This window comes from Mycobacterium kansasii ATCC 12478 (genome assembly GCF_000157895.3).
GTDB classification, from domain to species: Bacteria; Actinomycetota; Actinomycetes; order Mycobacteriales; family Mycobacteriaceae; genus Mycobacterium; species Mycobacterium kansasii.
The window spans coordinates 3,188,305-3,206,150 of record NC_022663.1; the positions used below are offsets into that span (position 1 = coordinate 3,188,305).

At 64.3% G+C, this 17,846-nt stretch carries 12 protein-coding genes and 2 pseudogenes; all 14 read right to left on the bottom strand.

What is annotated here, in order from left to right:
• Window positions 1-41 precede the first annotated feature (41 nt).
• Complete coding sequence (gene eccE, locus MKAN_RS13910) at window positions 42-1,667, bottom strand: type VII secretion protein EccE (protein WP_023368941.1); 1,626 nt, start codon at window positions 1,665-1,667, stop codon at window positions 42-44.
• Window positions 1,664-3,328, bottom strand: coding sequence for a type VII secretion-associated serine protease mycosin (mycP, locus tag MKAN_RS13915; RefSeq protein WP_036395099.1), 1,665 nt, complete (start codon window positions 3,326-3,328; stop codon window positions 1,664-1,666). The genes eccE and mycP overlap by 4 nt, the downstream gene beginning before the upstream one ends.
• On the bottom strand, window positions 3,313-4,842 hold the full coding sequence (gene eccD, locus MKAN_RS13920) for a type VII secretion integral membrane protein EccD (protein ID WP_023368943.1): 1,530 nt from the start codon (window positions 4,840-4,842) through the stop codon (window positions 3,313-3,315). The genes mycP and eccD overlap by 16 nt, the downstream gene beginning before the upstream one ends.
• Complete coding sequence (locus tag MKAN_RS13925) at window positions 4,839-5,864, bottom strand: MinD/ParA family ATP-binding protein (protein ID WP_023368944.1); 1,026 nt, start codon at window positions 5,862-5,864, stop codon at window positions 4,839-4,841. Before MKAN_RS13925 ends, eccD begins: the two co-directional genes overlap by 4 nt.
• A gap of 91 nt (window positions 5,865-5,955) precedes the next feature.
• Window positions 5,956-6,786 (bottom strand): ESX secretion-associated protein EspG, encoded by an 831-nt coding sequence (locus MKAN_RS13930; protein ID WP_023368945.1) that lies wholly within the window; start codon window positions 6,784-6,786, stop codon window positions 5,956-5,958.
• Window positions 6,787-6,907: 121 nt separating this feature from the next.
• Complete coding sequence (locus MKAN_RS13935; RefSeq protein WP_023368946.1) at window positions 6,908-7,195, bottom strand: WXG100 family type VII secretion target; 288 nt, start codon at window positions 7,193-7,195, stop codon at window positions 6,908-6,910.
• A gap of 59 nt (window positions 7,196-7,254) precedes the next feature.
• Window positions 7,255-7,581: a WXG100 family type VII secretion target gene (locus tag MKAN_RS13940; protein ID WP_036395097.1), complete on the bottom strand. Its 327-nt coding sequence runs from the start codon at window positions 7,579-7,581 to the stop codon at window positions 7,255-7,257.
• Window positions 7,582-7,670: 89 nt separating this feature from the next.
• Window positions 7,671-8,894 carry a PPE family protein gene (locus MKAN_RS13945; RefSeq protein ID WP_023368948.1) on the bottom strand — a complete coding sequence of 408 codons (1,224 nt, stop codon included), beginning with the start codon at window positions 8,892-8,894 and terminating at the stop codon, window positions 7,671-7,673.
• A 78-nt stretch (window positions 8,895-8,972) separates the two neighbouring features.
• Window positions 8,973-9,203, bottom strand: a pseudogene (locus MKAN_RS13950) (PE domain-containing protein); the annotation flags it as partial.
• 417 nt (window positions 9,204-9,620) lie between these two features.
• Complete coding sequence (locus tag MKAN_RS32995; protein WP_080674078.1) at window positions 9,621-10,013, bottom strand: LppA family lipoprotein; 393 nt, start codon at window positions 10,011-10,013, stop codon at window positions 9,621-9,623.
• A gap of 108 nt (window positions 10,014-10,121) precedes the next feature.
• Window positions 10,122-14,339, bottom strand: coding sequence for a type VII secretion protein EccC (locus MKAN_RS13960; RefSeq protein WP_023368951.1), 4,218 nt, complete (start codon window positions 14,337-14,339; stop codon window positions 10,122-10,124).
• A 4-nt stretch (window positions 14,340-14,343) separates the two neighbouring features.
• A pseudogene (gene eccB, locus MKAN_RS13965) lies at window positions 14,344-15,823 on the bottom strand (type VII secretion protein EccB).
• 3 nt (window positions 15,824-15,826) lie between these two features.
• The gene (locus MKAN_RS13970; RefSeq protein ID WP_036395091.1) at window positions 15,827-16,699 is read right to left on the bottom strand and encodes a transglycosylase SLT domain-containing protein; all 873 of its coding nucleotides are present in this window, start codon (window positions 16,697-16,699) and stop codon (window positions 15,827-15,829) included.
• Between the two features lie 171 nt (window positions 16,700-16,870).
• Window positions 16,871-17,053, bottom strand: a complete 183-nt coding sequence (locus MKAN_RS13975) for a hypothetical protein (RefSeq protein WP_023368955.1) — start codon at window positions 17,051-17,053, stop codon at window positions 16,871-16,873.
• Between the last annotated feature and the right edge of the window lie 793 nt (window positions 17,054-17,846).

The window sequence follows — 17,846 nt, forward strand, 5'->3', positions numbered from 1 at the left end:
GGACGTCCGCCTCATGACGTTGTGCCGCAACGTTGATCGAGTCACTGTGTAGCAATCGACATGGTGACGGGTTCGAGGCTGACGTAACGGTTCTCGGCGCGGAACATCTCCATCTCCACCAGCCAATTCTGTCCTGCCGCAGTGACTTTGACCATGGCACGGTCGACTTGCTCGATGGTGACCTCGAATCCGTGCCGATGCCCCTCGGGCAGCGCGGTGCCGGCCGGCGCGATGGTGATCACACTGGCCGGCCGCGGTGTGGGCGCAATTGCGACATCGCCGATATCATTGCCGACGACTTCGGATGTGCTGTCGCCGTATCTCTTCCGCCGTCCCACGTATTCCACGACGCTGACTGTGGTGCGCGGCGCCGGCCGTGACGTTGCGACGATGCTGACTTCTGGCATCCGTACGCTGGCCCACCGCTCGTGGTCGCGCGTGTGTACACTGACCCGCTCACCGGCACCGGCCGTACGAATCACGATCCGCTTGGCGATGGCGTCGTCGGCGGCCACGAACACCCGCGACAGCTCACCGGCATCGGTAACCGGGATCATCAGCCGATCGCCGTTGGGCAATTTGCCCACCAGCACACCAGACGGTCCGATCTCGCTGACCAGCTGCGTGGGCAACACGCTGCGCCGCAGGCCGCGCAGGTACGGGCGCGGGCCGCACATGTTGGCTGCCGCGGCCGCGGCCTGTTCTCCGCTGAGGCGGCGCAGGATCACGCTGGGCGGGGTGGGGGCTGGGGTGGGGGTACGCACCGTAATGGTCGCGGTGCAGGTCGCGTCGGGATATACCGTCACGTTCTGGACGACCTCGTCAGCCCGCAGGGTCCATGCCTGGGGAAGAGCTCGCGACGAAATCGCCTCGGCCGGGTAGGCATATGTGGTCATCCAGCCCAATTCTCCCCGAATGGCTTTCCACCGCTGCGCGCTGCCGGCTACCGCGTCCGACCCCAACCGGCGATCCAGCTCGACCAGGTCGGTGGCGGTCGCCACCTTGGCGCGCAGACCTTGGCACCGCAGCGAGCCGGCGATGCGCTGAGCGACCGAAATTGCCGCAGCCCCAACGCTGGTGCGCCACCGCAGAGCCTGGGCGTTGTCGATGATCGGCAGCCGCATGATCAGCCAGGTTTCGCGCCGACCCGCATAGGGTGGGGTGCCGATCTCTGAGTCGTACACCCGCGGGTAGTCCCCGACAGTGCCGGTTCGGGAGCCGATTGTGACGATGCTGATTGAATCGAGCTGCAAGCCCAGGGGATGCTGCAACAGCGGCAGCAGATCCACGATATCGATGATGTTGTCGGATTCGACGGTCACCGAACCGGTCACCGTGGTTGCGCGATGCGCTCGGCCAACCAGTTGCACCGCCACCACCGCGGTACCGTCCTGGACCCGAACCCCACCACCAGACCGGTTGTTGGCCACCGTAATTGGGGCGTCCCAACTGACCGGGCGCCGGCCCCGCAACCCCAGCACAGCCCATGACCACGCCGGCTGGCCCCACCACCGGACGAACACCACCGCGATGCCCACCGCCAGGGCAATTCCCGCGCCGACGTAGCCGCCCACCGCCCAACCCGCCAATGCGAGCCCGAATACCACCCAGACTCCAACGACCCGCCTAACACTGAGCTGATCGAACCCGGTCAGTGTCGGCCTCATCGCGCCCTCCGCAGCCGGGACGCGATCGCCGCCACCAGGACGCCGGCGGCGACTGCGCCGACGAACCCGATGGCGATGTTGCGCGCCCGGTGATCCGGGGGCGGGGGCGGCGGCGCGGGGGTGATTACCCGGCTCTGGGATCCTGGGGCCAGCCGTTCGCCGGCAGGAATGTTGAACGTCAACGCGGCGACGGGATCGACCAGCCCGTATCCCACTCGGTTGTCGACCCCCGAGGGCGGGTTGTGTGCCGACTGCACGATCCGGTTGATCACCTGATGCGCGCTCAGGTCGGGAAACTTGGCCCGTACCAGCGCCGCCACGCCGCTGACGTAGGCCGCCGAGAAGCTGGTGCCCCAAAACGGCATGTTCTTCTCACCCGGCCTCGAGGGGGGATAAGCGTTGACCGGTCCACCGCCTTGTGGCGATAAACCCATGATGTGGGTTCCCGGTGCCGCCACGCCGACCCACGGGCCCGACATGCTCTTGTCGAGGGGGGCGCCGCTGGCATCCACGGCACCGACCGACAGTACGTAGTCCGAGAACCACGACGGCGACGAGACCACCTTGACCTGGTGCCAATCCCGCGGATCTGCCGGGTCCAGTGGGTCGTACATCGGGTTGTTGTCGCAACCGGCTTCCCCGTCGTTGCCGGCTGCGGCGACGATCACCGCATCCTTGACGGTGGCCGCGTACCACAGGGCGGCGCCCAGCGCCCGCTGATCGGCGGGGGCGACCGCCGGTAGGCATGCGGTGACCGAAATATTGATCACTTTGGCGCCCATGTTGGCCGCATGCACCACTGCGCGCGCCACCGTATTGAGCGTGCCGGCTTTCACCCTCTCGTCGGAGTTGGGATCCGCCGGTGGCGGGTTGACCGGCTCGAAAGCTCGCGAGGACTGGCGGATCGAGATGATGGTTGCGTGGGGGGCAACCCCCACCACCCCGTCCGGGGCGCCCGGCGGTAGCGGCGGCACCGCCGGTTCGTCCTCGGTCTGCGGATCCGGCGGCCCACTGGACGGCGCCATCGCGCCCGCTTCGTCAGGCGGTGGGGGCGGTGGCGGCGGAACGGTTTGGGTGATCGTCACCGGTGTCGGCGGTGGGGGCGGAAGCGCGGGAGGCGGGACCTCCACCGGCGGCGCCGGTGCGGCGATGACCGGCGGCGGTCCCGCCGGCGGGGGAAACGCCGGAGTGGCCGGCATGGGCCGCGGCATGGGTGAAATACCTTGCGGCGCAGCGGCGATGATTGAGCTCACCACTGTCCCATGCGCGTCACAGTCGGACAAGCCGTCCTCGCCCATGATGTAGTCACCACCGGGTACCACCGGCAAGCGGGGGTTCGGGGTGACGCCGGTGTCGATGACGGCGACGGCCACTCCGTTACCGGTGCTGTATTGCCACGCCTTACTGATGTTGAGCAGGTTGAAGCCGGGTGCAAGCTGCGCCAGGTCGGGGTTTTTCACGGAGATCGGAGCTGAACAGCTATTGGAGCGACGCATCGGTTGGTCGGGCCGGGGCGGTCCGTCTGGAGGTACCAGCGCCGGATCCACCGATGGTGGTGGGATGGCTTGTGCGGCAGGAAGGTCGGTCCAGATGGCCACCAGCGCGATAGCGACCGTCGCCGCCGCGCCACGCAAGCACCGTCGGCTCAGTGACGAATCCATGCGAACAGCCCCCCTAGAGCCGCGGCCGCCGGCAAGAACACGATCATCGCCAGCACCTCCAGCCATTCCACGGCCAGCCGGATGAGCGGCCGGAACCGCAGCGCCGGCACCAAAAGGGCTGCGGCCAAACCCAATGCGGCAAACATCACCACCGCCAGGACAGGCCAGAAAAGTCCGGCCTGGACATCTCGTGGAGCAGCAAGAGCGTACTTGACAACGCCTGCGCATACCGCAGCCGACGCTCCTAATACCAAGGCAACCGCTTGGTATTTCGCGGCGAATCCGCGGCCCTGGGTGATGAAGATCCCTACTGCCAGACCGGCCACCAGAAGCGCCAACCAAGCCCACGGGCCCTCCGGCGTCAATACCCCCCACACCGCGACGGGAAGCACCAGCGACACCCCGGTGCACACACCTACCTGCACCGCATTGACCAGGCGCGCCGAAGCAGCGATCGCTGCGCCGCGCGCAGAGATGTCGGTGAGTTCGTTGTCCTCGTCCTCGGTGTCGGCCTCACTGACCGGAGACACGGTGTCGACGGGCATCCCCTCTCGGCGCGCGAAAAGGTCGCGGCCCGTGATCGAACCGAAGTGCGGGGGCCGTACCCGCGCTACCCACAGCGCAATGGTGGGTGTCATCCTGACCAGGACCAGCAGGCCGACCAGCACCCAAATTGCCAGCACCTGCACCGAAGCCGGCCGGAACATCCGGATCACCGCCACCACGGCCAGGATCCCGGACACCGTCACCACGGCGGTGACAACCGCGGTCTGCCAACGCTTTTGGGTCACTACACCAATCGCGACCGCGCCGAGAAGTACCACGACGACCCCGATCAGCCCATGCGGCGCGCCGAGCGAACCCGGCGGCGCACACGCACTGGCGACGGCCAGCAACAGCACCGCCAGCCAGCCGAAGCCACTGAACAGGTCGCGTCGCTCCCGCCAACCCCACCACACCACCGCGGCGCCTACCACCAGCAAGGCGCCGATCCCACCAGCCACCGCAGCCGGAACCAGGCTGTCGGTGAATGTCCGGGTCCGCACCGCCAGTGCCACCACGACTCCAACCGCCATGGCGATGATGGCTATCGCCGTGTGAGCAGCTGTCAGGGGAGTTACCGGGGCAAACATCCGATCCCCGCCGTCACGGCCCAGCCACTTACCCATGGCCGCCAATCCCGTCGAGAGCGACTCGTATTGCGGCTCGAACGACTCGCCGGCCACGCGGGGCACCAAGACCAGCGTGTCGCCGTCTTGAACCCCGAGCTCGTCGAGGCTCTTGTTGATGTCCAGTCGGACACCGTTGATCTTGTGCAGCTCGTAACTGCCCGCCGGTAGCGCAACACCGTCGAACCCTTTACGCTTCAGATCGGCGTCGAACAGCTCGACCATTCCCTCGAAGAATCCCTCCACCGGAATTCCGGCGGGAAACACCTGCGAGCTCAGATGCTTGTCGTAGCAAATGTTGACCGCGCACCGTGCCGGGAATGCAACCTTATGCGGGGACGTCACGGCGCGGCCCGCTCGGCGTCGGGAACATATTTGTCGGCCAGGCCTGCGGTTATTTCAAAAAGCCGTAACCGCGACTTTTTCTTCAGCTCGTGGACCGTGTCGATAATCCCGCCTTTGGCCAGGTGCGGGTCAAACGGCATCGCTTCCACTGTTGCACCGACCTTGGTAAAGCGCTCAGTCAGGTACGCCAAGGCGTCTTTGTCGGTGATGTTGTCGGTGTGATTAATGATTACCGTGCTTCGCGAGACCAGCTCGTGATAGCCCTGGGACCTGAGGTAGTCCACCGCCCTCAGCACCGGCCGGGACCGGTCGGCAGTAATGCCGGACACGAACACCAGGGTGTCGGTGTTCTGCAGCACCGGCTTCATGACATCGTGCTCGAGGTCTGGGGCCGTGTCGACGATGATGACGGTGTGGGTTCTCCGCAGCCGCGACAACACCCCGGAGAACATTGCGGGAACCAGCGGTCGGGGTTGGTCTGAAGTGCGGTTTCCCGCCAGTACGTCCAATCCCACGGTGTTTTGCCCGAGGTGCTCGCGGATGTCCGCATAGCCTTGGACATCGGTGTCGTTGATGATGGCGGCGTAATCTCCCGGCGGCGACTCGTCGATGCGGTCGGCCAGCGTGCCGAAGCCGGGAACCGCGTCGATCGCAATCACGTTCTCCGGCCGGCATTCGCGGAACACACCGCCGATGCAGGCGGCCATCGTGGTTACCCCTACGCCGCCTTTGCCGGAAACCACCGTGATCACGTACTGCCTACGAATATGCCTCCGGATGCGCGCCTGTAAATCGCGGTAGTGTCGTTCCCGGGGCGATTCTCCCGGGTTAATTTTATGAAACGACGCGGCATAAATGAATTTCCGCCAGCCCGACCCTGGAGGAATTTTCCGGGGGGCCGCCAGATCGGTAATACGCATGGTGTCGGATACCGAATCCCGAAAGTGGCGCCGAACTGATGGATCCCCCCGTCCGAGCGCTCCTTCGTCTGACATATTCGGGTCATTCCAAGGGCTTGTCACGACGGCGATGCTAACATGATTCGTGATTCCACGTTTACCTCGCGCAGTTGCCCCGCACCTGCGGCAACGCGCCATTCCGCGTTACTGTTATTCACACCACACGCCGGTAGGAGTACCACTCGTCACCGGCGGGCAAGCGGCGGATGAGGCGCTGCACCGCACCACCGATGTCGCCTCGCGAACCAGGGGAGAGCACTTGGTAGCGTCGTTGCCCCGACATCACGCTTTCCACGCAGATGCGTCCGGCCTGGGTGTCGATGATCGTTACCGCGGTATCACCGATGAGGAGGCGCGCCGTCTTCTCCGGCCCGATACCAGCCTGTAGCCCCACAATTGCCGCGTGTGCAGACCGTGCCGGATCGGCGGCCATGGTTAGCATCTGCAACTGGTCGACGTCCAGACGCTGGCTGACCAAGAAGGAACGCAGGCTGCCCGGGTCGCGTACCGATTCCAGCAACGCCTCGGCATCCACGGTGACCGGCCGCAACGGCGCTGCTTCAGCGACGCCGCACAACTGTTCGATCTGACCCACGACAAGTTCACCCGCCACCGTCTCGTTACTGGCCATGCCGGCGGGGTACAGCCGCACCAATTCGCCATGGCGTTCTAGAACGACCCACCAGGTGGCGAAGCGGCAGATGGCTGCCCGCGTCGGCTCGCCGCCGGGCACGTTGATGAGCAGAAGTAACCCCAAGTCGCGTCGCAAGAGCACGGTGAGCCATTCGCGGATCATGGGATCGGCGTTGCCTGATTCGTCGAGCGCTCCCGCGGCTTTGAGATCGGCGGCCACCGGATGCTGCAGTGCCCGTTCGGCAGTGTCGAGCCGCGGCAGCAACGGCCGCAGACCGAGTTCCGGGCAGATCTGTTCCACCCCGGTTACCGCTTGCAGCACCCACAGCCCGTCGACCGTCGTCGTCAGCATGGCGCTTCACCTCAATGTAGAAAAAGAAGGTGGGGCACCGCGCAGCATCGCGCGTATGCCCCACCCCACTTGGGACCCACGTCAGCGGACACAGCTGGTGCCGCTGGCGCAAGTGGTGGAACTAGAACAAATTCGAGATCGCCGAGTCGGTTGTTAGCGCATTGTCCAGCACGTGGCTGGTCGTGGTTCCGTGCTGACCCACCGTCTCGATGAGACCCTGAAGCCCCGAAAGCATCTGTGCTTGCGCATCGAAAAACCCTTGCGCACCGTGGCCCGCGAAGAATTCCTGCAGCGCATTCGTCTTGTTGGAGGTGTCTTCGTGAATTTCGTGCAGCTGCCCGGCCCGCGATCCCACGTCTGTAGCGAAATCGGATACGGCTGCCGGGTTATAGGTGATTTGGTCTCCCATGATGGATTTCCTTCCGAAGCGGTTTATGGACTAGAGGTATATGGAGACGTATCGGTAGGTCAGGACCCGTGGCCGCCGCCGAAGAGGGCTTGGAACGCGTGCTGTGAGTCCGCTTCGTGCGATTCCATCAGGGCCGCGGCCTGTGTCAGGCCTTCGGCCAGCCGGGTGCCGCCCGTCAGGACCTTGTTCAACTCGTTGGCGACCTCGGTAGCGGTCGCGTGGGAAGCAACCACACCAGCACCAGACCAGGTCGCCGGGTTCATGACGTTCTCCTGGTTGGCCAGGTAGCCCTGAGCTATGGCCATCGCGTGCTCCATGTTGGCCTGAATGTCATGAGCGGTACTGCGCAGCATCTGCGGTGTTACTTGAATAGTGCCGTCTGGCATGGGGATTTTCTCCTAACTACGGTGAGCCGTTTCGCCCTTGTCTATCGGGCATGAAGCGAAGTGTATGGCTGCTACTTAGAGCTGTCGATTCACCCTCTGCGCCAGTTCGTGACATCGCGGTCGTCGACTACCCGCACGGTCGCCGGCTGCTCGGACTTGCCGTGCGATCCGCGGTGGCCTGCGGCAGCATGACCCACCGGCATGCCGCCCATGGGCGCGCCGCTCATCGTCGTTGTCGTCGGCGAACGTAGGGCTTCAGCGCCCAGCGCCCCGCTTGGCCGCAGTCCCACCGGACGACCACTGCTTCCCGATTCAAACGCACTGACCGGACGAGTGAAGCTGGTAGCGGACATGCCAGCGCCGCCCAGAGAGGCGCTCCCGCCCCCGGCGCCAAGCGACGCCTCGGTCGCCGCGGCCCCCGCTGCGGCCGAGGCCGCCGAAGCCCCGGGCGCCGCGCCGCTCATCCCGAGAGCGCCGGGACTGGCGAACATGCCCATCATCGACTGCAAGGGCTGCAGGGCGCTCATCGGCGCTTGCATCAGCCCGGACGGAGCCTGCAAAGCTTGAGGAACCGCTTGCATCATCGACTGGACCGGTTGCATGAACGTGCCGATTTGGTTGCCAAAGTTCTCGCCGGCCGACGTTGACTGGCCGGCGGTGGATGTCCCCGCCTGCACCCCTTGATAGGCCGACCGCATGCCGTCCCCAGCCGCGGCTTCCGCAGCAGCCTGCCCGACAGCCGAAGCCGCCTGGGCCGGTGCCGCCGGTGACGCACCCATGGTCGCGACCGGCGGCGGAATAGCCAGGCTTTCCGCCAACCCCGCCAGGATCCCGCCGTAGGTTGCGCCCACGGCCGAGTTGTTTGGCCACATCACCCCGAAATACTCGACATCAAGCGAGATGATTCGGGGTGTCAGCGCCCCCCAGACAAGCGGATTGATGTGGTTGTCGACCGTCCACTCGTCACGGTTCTCCATGCACTCCGGAGCCGGGCGCATGGCACTGTTGGCCATCTCGAACGCCGCTATCGCCGCCGAGACCACCGCCGGTTTGACGTCAACCCAGCCGGCTAGGCCGTGCAGGGAAGCATTGAGCATGGTCACGTTGAGCGCCGAGGCAGCCGAGCCGAGGCCAAGCCAGCTCGCCGCGGTCGCCGCGGTGTTGATCGCCGACGCAATACCTGAGGCGTGGTGGCTGGCACCTACAGTGGTCCAAGCCGTTTGGTTGGCCACATGCGTGGAGATTCCGGTTCCTGCCTTGAGCAGCAGGTCGTTGGCCTCAGGTGTACGCGCAGCCCATCCTGGATCGGGCATGCGGATTTAACCCAGCGCCGATGCCGCTGCGCGTAGCATCTCGGTGGAGTCCGACACCCCCGCCGCGAGGCCTTGGGCTCCCGCGAACAATCCGCGCTGGGCGGCATGCTCGGCGACCACACCCAGATAGCTGGCACCACAGGCGTTCAGTGCCGCCGAGAACATCGCGGAGTCCGGATCGTCGCCCATCGGGGTCGTCCCGAGTAGGGCCGGTGCTGCCGCGGAGGCCGTAGCTTCGGTTTCGGCGCTGATCGCCGACTCGGCAGCTGCCGATGCCAGAACTGCCTCTGGTTGCACAGACCAAACCATGTTTACCCTCCGAATGTGGTCTCGCGACGAGACGTGTTGGTTGATCAGTCTAGTGCGAGTCGGCGGATGATGTATTCACAAGTTGACTGGGGGTATGACCTGCGGCTTTCAAGCTCGGCGGGCAAGTGCTGTATACGTGCCGCTGCGGCAACCGTGGGCCGGTCTGAGCGATGCCGGCCGAGTGAGCCCAATTCGCGATCAATGCTCCGACGAAATGCGCCGCGATAGAACATGGCGGCCCTACCCATACCCACCGCACCCTGCCATCGCGGGCCGCCACCAGGACGACAGGCATTACGGTGGTCACCACGGCGCAGATGAGTGCAATGCACGGAAGCGGCGGCGATCGAAGCGTGGACACCGATCGATGCGGCATACGCAGCCAGCTGTTGTCCGCGGCGATCTCGAGACTGCGAATTAGCTTCTGGCGCACAAATTATCTCGCCGTTCTGCCAAAACGACTACTTCGTGTCTCGCGGGTAGTCTGCAGCCGGTGTAGCCGTAGACTACGAGGTTGCCCCGATAGCCGACCTTGATGAATGTCCCGGTCGGACCGGAAAACCACACATGATGGTCGCCGGGCTGGTCCCGCATGACCTGGACGTTGGTGGCGCCGATTTTGGCAGCGGCTACCCTGCCGGGCTCCACAATCATGGTCCAGACGTCGGAGACCGACACCCGGACGGCAACTGCATCCGGCAGAAAATTTCGCTTGCCGTCCACCTCGACGGTGCAACGGCCCGCGTCGTGAAATGCTTGCCCCAGAGACGAAATCTGCGCCGGACGGCCAACTTGGAGACTGTTGTTAATCGGCCAGGGTCGCCGCCGGCCTCGGCGATCAGCAGCGGAATGCTTACGAACCGGAGCCGCATCGCGCCGTCCGCGACTCTGAAACGCTGCCTTCCATCCTGGGGACTCTTACCGTGTGGCAAGCGTCGACGGGATCCCTACCAACACTCCTTCGACCGCGTCATCGGTGTCCACCAACAGAGCGCGTCCGGGCGGTAACGCTTGCGCACGAACCATTCGGTTGATTCTGTTCTGCGGATCGTTATCCATATACAGCTGCGCCACTTTCGCTGACGTTTGGAATCTCATCCACGGGTCCATCGGCATAGTCGCCCAGTTCGCGCTGTTACGCGTGGTGAACACGTGCAACCCGATCTGGCGGGCGCGCTCCATCAGCTTCCACAGCGCCGCACCCACGGGCGGCTTCTGCGGGTAAGTCTGTTCCTTGCGCAGGTCCTGGAGGTCGTCGATGAGCACGAAATGCCGACACCCCTCCCACGGCTTGAGCGCGCGCAACTCTTCCTGGCTCAAGCCCTTGGGAGGCAATCGGGGCAGTAAGACCTGTTGGGCCAGCACGGTGATGACCTCGTCGATCTCGTCTTGGTCATAGGCGTATGCCCGCACGTAGCCGGGGCCATGCAAGTCGCGAAGCCCATGCGGGGCGGTCTTGGGGTCGATCAGCGTCAGCTGGGCTTCTTCCGGGCTGAACCGGCTCATCACCGCCTCACCGATGGCCACCAGTGCGGTGGTCTTGCCGCAGCCCTGGCGGCCCAGGATCATCAACCCGGGGCTCTCCCGCAGCTTGAGCGGCACCGGTCCGAGCTGGTGCCGCTCACCGATCGCAAATGCAATCGTGAGGTCGTCGCCGCTCGGGTGCGCGGCCTCGTACTCGAGGATCGCCTTCAGTTCGACCCGCTGTGGCAGCCGCTGCAGGCTTGCGTGCTTCGTCACGCCGGCGACTTCGGCGATTCGTTCCCCGACTTCGGTGATGTTGACCAGCTCGCCGGTGGCGGGATCAGCCAGCGCCGGAACACCGACGCGTAGCTCGTGCAAACTCTCCGTCAAACCGAAACCGGGGCGGTTGAGTGTCCGCCGTGCGGCCTCGCGCGATTCGATCGACGAATGCCCCATCTGGCTCTCGCTGGGGTCGGCCAGCCGCAACTGGATTCGCGCAGTGACGTTCTGCAGCAGACTTTGTCGCTGGCCATGAATCCAGCCACCCGCGCTGACCATCAGGTGCACACCATATTCCGGACCGCGGCTGCTCAGCGAGATGATGCGATCACCGATGGTGTTGTCGCGGGAGTACAAATCGTCGTAGTCGTCGAGCACCACGAAGACATCGCCGAACGTGTCGTTGGGGTCGGTGCCTCCGATCCCGTCACTGCCCGGGCCGAAGCGGCGCTCGCGGAATCCGTCGAGATCAATTCTGGCCCGCCGAAACGCCTCTTCGCGCGAATCGATCAATGCGTCCATGGTGCTCAAGATGCGCTCGATGCCTTCAGCGTCCTTGGGCGAGACGATGTCGGTAACGTGCGGTAGCGAAGCGACCTGAGCCATGGTGGCCCCGCCGATGCAAAAGAACGTCACCCGGGACGGGTTGTACATCGTTGCGGCCGAAGCCATTAGCGTCATCAAGGTGGTCGTCTTGCCGCGCTGCTTGGCGCCGACCACGATGATGTTGCTGCGCAAGGCGTCGATCGCATACACGACCTGTTTGGATTCTTCGGGGATGTCCATGACGCCGACCGGAAACATCAGCCCCGGGTTGTCCCCGTAGTCGACATGCCATGGCTTGCCGCGATATCCAGCCACCAGGACATCAACCGGTTCGGCGTCTTCCAGTGGCTCCAACCACGGCCGTCGCGGCGATCGGTGCGGTACGGCCCGTAGCGATTCCCGCAACACGTCGACAATCTTCTTCTTCTTGAATCCGTCGTCGTGGTAGAGGAATTCGTCGGGTTCCGCATCGGCGGCGGCCGCGGCCTCCAACGCCTCGGCGTCGGAGGGGTCCAGCGGCTGGTACTGCCAGTTGTACAGTCGGGGCTTGGTCAACGTCATGTCGATGGTTTTTGCCACTTCTTTTTTCTTCGGCACGACGAACGGCGCGGACAGGTAGAAGCAGCGGAACGGCTCGAGGTCGCGTGGCCCCACCTTCAGCAGCGCAAAACCGTTCTCCTTGGACGGCAGGTGGTAAGCCGCGTCCGAACCGATCACTTCCCGACTGTCATCGCCGGATTCGGCTCGCAGCGCGATCCGAAATGCGATGTTGGACTTCACTTTCTGCAACGACGACAGATCCAGCCGCTGTCCGCCCAACATGAAGAAGACGTTCGCGCCGCGGCCCTCCTGACCGATATGGATGATCAGCTGGATCCACTTCTCGTGGTTGGCGAACAACTCCAGATATTCGTCGACGATGACCAGCAAGACCGGTACCGGCGGCAGATCGCGGCCGGCGAGGCGGATCTCTTCGTAGTCGTTGGCATCGCGCGCACCTACCGACGTGAACAACTCATAGCGCTGTTTGATCTCGCCGTCGATGACCCTGCGCATACGTTCCGCCAGATGGCGCTCGTCCTTACCGAGGTTTGACAGAGCGGCAACTACATGCGGAATGCCCAGAATGTCTTGGGCCGCAGATTCAAACTTCATGTCGACGAAGATGACGTTGAACGTCTCCGGCGAGTGTGTCAGCGCGATCCCGTAGACCAACGACAAGAAGAACTCGGACTTGCCCGACCCGCTGGTTCCGATGACCACTGAATGAAACCCGAAGCCGCCGAAGTCTTTTGCGCGGATGATAATGTTCTGCAGCTCGCCGTTCGGTTTGGCGCCGACCGGGATCTCCGACCACCGTTCGTCGCCGCGGCCGCGGCGCTCGGCCCACAGCCGGTCAACATCCAGTTCGCGCGGATCGCTGATTCCGAGTGCCCGCAGTAGCTCGGCGGCGCCGCTGGTCGAGTCGGCGATCTCGCTGCGGCTTGTCGGCGACCACCGCGCCATCGCGCGCGCGTATCGGTAGGCGCGATGGATGGACAGCTGGTCGGCGTGGGCAAAGAACTTGCCGCGCGCCCGCAGCAGCGGCGTGGGGCGGGCGTCATCGTCCTCGAATTCGGAGCCATCAGCGCCATTTGTGCCGGGTCTGAGGGCGACGGAACCGCTTGTCGCGCCATCTCGTTCAGCCATATCGAAAACCTGGTCGTCACCGAATCCAACGCCGGTTCCCACCCGCGACGCGATACGCAGCACCGTAATACCGGCCTTGCCGACCTGCCCGACGACACTCTCCCATGCATCGGGGCTGCCGGTGTTGTCGTCAACAATCACCAAGTGCGGTCCCAAATCCACCGCATCTGCGCCTTGGCCGGTTTCCAGCGCGGAGCCCATTGCCGTTGGGCTAGCTGCCGTCGGCGGCGCCCACGCGCCGCGCTTTCCCTTCATGTGCAGCTCGGCGCCTAGCGTCGCCTCCAGCTCTTCGGGGGTGGCGAAGATCAACCGCCGCCATCCACACGCATCGAACAGCTCGTCATGCAGGTTGTGGGGCAGCCACACCATCCATGACCAGACTTCGGGGTTACGCGTCACCACCATCAGCTTGACGTCGCGCGGGTTGTGAAACACCGCCAGCGAGCAGAGCATCGAGCGCATCAGCGACCGCACCCGATCCAAGTCTTCACTGACGAAACTGAAGCCCGGTGCCGATCGTAGATTCACCACCTTGGCGATATCGCGAATCTTGCGCTGTTCCAAGATGAAATCTCGCAACGCCTGCCCGGTAACGGGTTCGAGTTCCTCCTCGGAGGAGATGTCAGGCCAGGTCACCGACAACACGGAATCGGGTGCATGCTGCACGCCGGTGCCCAGCCGCACCTCCAGGAAGTCGACGTCGCCGCGGCCGCGTTCCCACATTCGGGGTCCGCCGATAATGGCGCCTAAACCTCGCGGATCGGAATGCACCGCATGCTGCCACGAGCGTTGCGCGCAGACGGCGTCCTGGATCTCGTCACGGATGACGTCGAGGTCGCGAAGATAGCGGCGGCGACCCTTTTCCATTTCGCCCCAGGTGATCTTGCGCGCCCGGCCGAATCGACCGGAAAACGCCAGCATGCTGAACGCGCCGATGCCCATCAGCGGAAAGAACCCGGTTGACAGACTGCGCACACCCGACACGTACAGCATGACGATGGTGCCGATCAGCGCCACGATCAGCGCCGGCACGCCGATCATCACCCAGATATTGCGCGGTTCGCGTTCCGGTAGTGCTATCGGCGCATTGGGCGCCACGCGAACCGGTTTCGGCGGCTCGATCTTGGCACGGTTGATGGGAAATGCTTTCTTCGACATCCTGCTAGCCGCCCGCTTTCGCCGTCGTCGTCATCACAGCCACCTGGCCCAGTGTCGGCACCGTGTCGCGAGCCAAGAGCGCAGCCTCGCGTGACAATGCCGGTCCCGCTGCGAAGGTCCGCAGCAGCGGCCACGGCGCCTGCACGGCGTGGGACGGGTCCAGACCCAACGCGCGCAGCGTCGATTCGTCGTTGGCGATTCCGAATCGCACGCCGTTAGCTGATACCCAGAACAGCGATTCACGCGAATCGGCGGTGACCACAGCGCTGGTCGAGGTCACGAAGTTCGCCGCACCCGGCAACACCAGAACCTGGTTGGCGACCACCGACGCCGGGTTACGGTCGTCACGCACCAATCGCACGATTCGGTTGTCCATCGACGAGGGAACCGGCAAGCCCCGGCCGTTGTAGACGACGATGCGGGCCTGCGGATCCGTCGACGCCTTCTCCCAAGAAACACAGGTGGTCGGATTCGCTGCGGTGTCAACGAAATTCAGCCGTCCGGTTGGGTAGTACTCCACCGGCAACGAGGTCACCTGAGGTGTGTTGACGAGTACGTCGGGAGTCACCAGTCGCGGCGCCGTCGATCCATAGGAGTTGGCGCTGCGCAGCAGATCGGCCACGAAACTATTGATCTTTTGCACGCCGTCCGGCAGCAGTACGTAGAACTGGCTTCCTCCGCCGGCGGTTTGGGCTTGCAGCACCGCACCGACCTGGGATCCCTGCACCCACTTCGACGGGGATCCTGCCTCGGCCACCTGCGGCACCCGCAGCGGCTCGGTCGCCGGTAACCCGTCGAACAGCGCGCGCGAGATCTCCACCGGCATCGTCACCGCTGGGTCGAGTCCCAGGCTCAAGGTAACCGCCCTATTGGCGGGGTCGATCTGTGAGCGCTTGCCTCCCCAGATCACATAGGTGCTGCCCTGGAAGGTGACCAGCAGCCCGGCGTCATCGCGGAGCGGAGTCGCCCGGCCACCGCCAGTGAGCATGCCCGCGATCGAGGTGACCACCGGTTTGTCGCCGCCGACCGGCGGTGTCGCACACCGCCCACGCCGAGATGGCGCCCAGGTTTACCGGCATCGCCGGGGGCGCACCCGGAATGCCGATCAGCGGACCGGTCGGATACTTGGCAATCTCAGCCGGTTTGACCCATGTCGGCTGCCCGGCCGTCCCGGTTGCCAGACGCGCGGACGTGAAATTCAACGCTGGATATAGCCGACCGTCGATGCGCGCATAGATGGCGCCGGAATCGCGGTCACCGATGATCGGTGAATCTCCCACGATGCCAGTGGGTTTCAGCACATTGAGCAGCATCATCCATCCTGCTGCGATAGCGACCAACACCACCGACAACGCAACCGCGGCAGTTTGTTTGCGATCGTCGTGTTTCATCCGCACCGAGAAGCGGGTCGTCGCTGCGCGCAACCGCCGGTTGTAGAACAGGTGACCGGAATTCTGGTCGCGGTTGGACAAACTCAACGGCATTTCTCAGTACCCCTTGGGTGTTCGGCGAGGATCGGCCTGCTGGATCCGATCGGCCAAATTCGACGCATCGGCGGCCACGCCGTAGTGGCCGCGCGCATAGTTGATGAACGCGCACGCCTGGGCTACCAGGTCGTGGATGTCGGTCGATGTGCCAGGTTGGTGATAGCGCGCGAACGTCGGAGCGATGAACTGCCAAGCACCCTTGCTGGGCGTGCCCCGTGCGGCGTTGGAATCCCAGTGGTTTTCGGCTTTCGGATCGTAGTTGGACTCGCGCCGCGCCACCAGATCCATACCACGGGCCCACCTGGCGCGTACGACGGGATCGTGAATACCCTTGATGTCCAAAGCTTCTTGAATTGCAGCCAATACCGCTCGGCGTCCGGTGGGTGTGGCTTCGTAATGCCTTCTTCTTGCGGTCCGCACGTAGTGGAGCCGCCGCAGCCGCAGTGCATGTAGCCTAGCCCGCGCCTTGGACCGCGCGATGTATCGATGCTGGGCTCGTAGCCGCGCCACCATTCGGGCCATCGCCTCGCGCCGGCCCAGCGGAGTGTCAACGGACGGCAAGGCATCGGCCTTAGCGGCGTCCAGGACCGCGCGCGTCACGACGCTGGCGTGCGCGTGATCGGCCTGGGCTGATGCGGCGATCTGCGCCAGCTCCGCATCGGTGTCGGCCAGCCGGCGCAGCACTTGTACCGAGCTATCGGACCGGATTGCCGCAACGGTGGGTTGGGCTACCCTCGCCTGCGCTATCGCGTCGGCGTACGCCTGGACGTGCGTTGGGACGCTGCCGATGTCGGCCGGCGTGGCGGGGCGCGCGAAGAGGCGATGGCCGCGGGATAGCGACGCAATTGCCCGCGTGGTCACGGGATCAGTCAACGATTCTCCAGCGTCCGACTTGAGCCGACTGCCCTCCTAGGGGAGCCGGCGCCCCCTCACTGAGACCGCTTCCCATTTCTGGGAACTTAGCCCTCAAATTCGCCGACGGGTGATCGGCCAGTTCGCCCGTCACCACCTCGCATGCCGCATCGGACACCAACATTTGAGCCACTACTCCCGCAACTTCTGGTCAGCGAACGCCCACGCCGTGGAATAGGTGTTGACACCCGCTGCCGAACAGCCTTTCGTCCCGACCACATCGAACGGGACACCGGCCCGCTTGTTGAGAGCAGGGTAGCTGCAAAGCAGCAGTCTGCGCCATTCGATCGACGATGCCGTTGGGTAATACCGCACGACCGTGACATTACTTCCCGTGTGACGACCCGACTACTCACCCTGACCGCAGTTAGCGGGCGGCTGCGCGATTAATTGAACTCTCGTGCAATACAATTTCATCCGGCTGAATTTTGAACGACATCACCAAACCACACCGCGCCTAAGCCGCGGGTTATTCTTTCGCTTCGTCAGTCAGTCGGCAAGACCACGATCCGGCGGGTCGACTTAGTAACCACGGGCGGTTTGCGAACGCCAGATTTCACCGGACCACTGCGCGGGGCCGACAAGCGGCCCTTGACCGGCTCGCCGTTGGGCACCGCCGGGGTAATCCATCGCATCAACACGTGAGCTGAAGACTTTCGATTTGACCTCTATGTTTTCCGCGATATCAAGTCTGGATTGCTCGCCCTCAGAATACCGTGCAATCGGATTCTCGGCGGTTTTGCCCTGGTTCTGTGACAGGACGTTCCGCTGGTTCCGCAGACTCTGGGCGAGCTCTCGTCTTTGAGTCATCGATGCGCCCCAATGCTGGGCGCCGGCGTGCAATTCAGTCGAGGGTGTTGACCACCACGACCCAATCAGGGCCGCTGTCCACTTACCGGGTGGGAGGACATCCGCCGCCATCCGCGCACACCTCTTTCATCACGGCTTCCTTGGCGTTGACGTGGGCGCGGTGATCAGCGAGTTCAAGGCCGCAGCAACCATCTGCCTCACGTGGTGGTGGTCGCTGATGTCCGGGTGATCTCGGAGGCCAACTAAAGGCCAACTAGGTGCCGCTGCAAGCTGCGGGTTGTCGTTGCTGTTCGGGGTC

What these genes read in the sequence shown, in the direction of transcription:
- MKAN_RS13940 (WP_036395097.1), bottom strand. Translation starts at nt 7,581, where the DNA reads ATGCCAGACGGCACTATTCAAGTAACACCGCAGATGCTGCGCAGTACC.
- MKAN_RS13960 (WP_023368951.1), bottom strand. Translation starts at nt 14,339, where the DNA reads ATGTCGAAGAAAGCATTTCCCATCAACCGTGCCAAGATCGAGCCGCCG.
- MKAN_RS13945 (WP_023368948.1), bottom strand. Translation starts at nt 8,894, where the DNA reads ATGCCCGATCCAGGATGGGCTGCGCGTACACCTGAGGCCAACGACCTG.
- MKAN_RS13930 (WP_023368945.1), bottom strand. Translation starts at nt 6,786, where the DNA reads ATGCTGACGACGACGGTCGACGGGCTGTGGGTGCTGCAAGCGGTAACC.
- mycP (WP_036395099.1), bottom strand. Translation starts at nt 3,328, where the DNA reads ATGGATTCGTCACTGAGCCGACGGTGCTTGCGTGGCGCGGCGGCGACG.
- eccE (WP_023368941.1), bottom strand. Translation starts at nt 1,667, where the DNA reads ATGAGGCCGACACTGACCGGGTTCGATCAGCTCAGTGTTAGGCGGGTC.
- MKAN_RS13935 (WP_023368946.1), bottom strand. Translation starts at nt 7,195, where the DNA reads ATGGGAGACCAAATCACCTATAACCCGGCAGCCGTATCCGATTTCGCT.